Genomic DNA, 1,303 nt, shown 5'->3' with positions numbered 1-1,303 from the left:
GAGGCCACTGAAAAAAGCACTCTTTTTTCAGTAAAGTTTTTAGGTTTGAACAGAAAAAGCATGAGATACCCATATTTTTGGGTATCTCATGCTTTTTACTTTTATATTTAAGTTAAAAAAGCCCTATTTCATGCTTTTTAACTTGATTATTCTCTTTAAATTCACTGTGAAGATTGATAGCGCACCTTGCATTTGCATGCTAATTAAGCCTGACGATATTGCTACATCATAGCCATGCCGATGCTTAAGTTCACTGTTTTTAGCCTCTATCATATAACGTTCCCTAGCACGTTTTCTAAAATATTCACTTTTTTCGAACTCTATTTGATCTTTATGAGTATTTGATTTTATTGTAACTGAATAAGTTTTGGATTTAGCGCCTTCTTTATAGCAACCATTTTTATTAGCACAATTTTTACACTTCTCTACATCAAAATAGTAAGCTAGCACTTGATTTTGACCAACATTCTTCTTTCCTTGTTTTGCTTTTTTAGTAGCCATATGGCCTGCTGGACATACAAATAAACAAGCATCTTTATTAAACTCAAATTCGTCTTCTTTTTTTCGTGTTCCTTGTGAAATTACAGGATTTAGTCTCGAAATTAATGCTATCTTATTTTCTTTCGTATATTCTATATTTTTCTTTTCAGAATAAGCTGCATCTCCAATAACTTCGTTAACCTCAACACCAGCCTCACGGCTTTTTTCTATTAAGGTTATGAGTTCCTTTCCATCGCTTTTTTCGCCAGTTGTAATAACAGCTGCAGTAATTAAACGTTCTTCACTCATAGCAAGGTGTGACTTATATCCGAAAAAAGAACTATCCTCAGTTTTATGTCCCACTTTTGCATCCTCATCTTTTGATAGTTTTAGATTTTCTAAGTCATCATTAATAGCTTCAGTTAAGTAGCTTAACTTAGTTTTAACTGCTGGATTTGCTACAATTTCTGGTCTCTCGTTTATGCTATCAATTAATAATTTGCAGTACTCAAGAATATCTTCAAGTACTCCAGTTGTAACTTTATTAGGTAACTCTTCTTTAATATCAGGGTTTATTCCGTACAATGTTTTTCTTAAGTTTTTTGCACGTTTTAATAATTCTTCTCCTACTGATTTTTGGTTATAACGTGACTTCGTATGTGTTGCATCAACTATTATTGCTTTACTTTTTAAAACTCCCTCTTTTATAGCAAGTTCTACAGTCTTATTTATTAATAAATCCAATAAATTCATATCTTTAAGGCGAAGCTTTCTAAATTTAGTTAATGTACTTGAGTTTATTAAATTTGTTTCTTCTGGGGCT

At 31.7% G+C, this 1,303-nt stretch carries 1 protein-coding gene; it reads right to left on the bottom strand.

Going from position 1 to position 1,303, the window contains the following annotated elements:
- Positions 1 to 123: 123 nt before the first annotated feature.
- Positions 124 to 1,303: transposase (locus KPL55_RS25675; protein ID WP_216309579.1), on the bottom strand; the 1,180-nt coding region annotated here is incomplete at its 5' end.

Source organism: Clostridium lacusfryxellense (assembly GCF_018861735.1).
Lineage (GTDB): Bacteria > Bacillota > Clostridia > Clostridiales > Clostridiaceae > Clostridium_AD > Clostridium_AD lacusfryxellense.
Note: the sequence above shows the minus strand (reverse complement) of the source record. Positions and strands in the feature narration are given on the sequence as shown.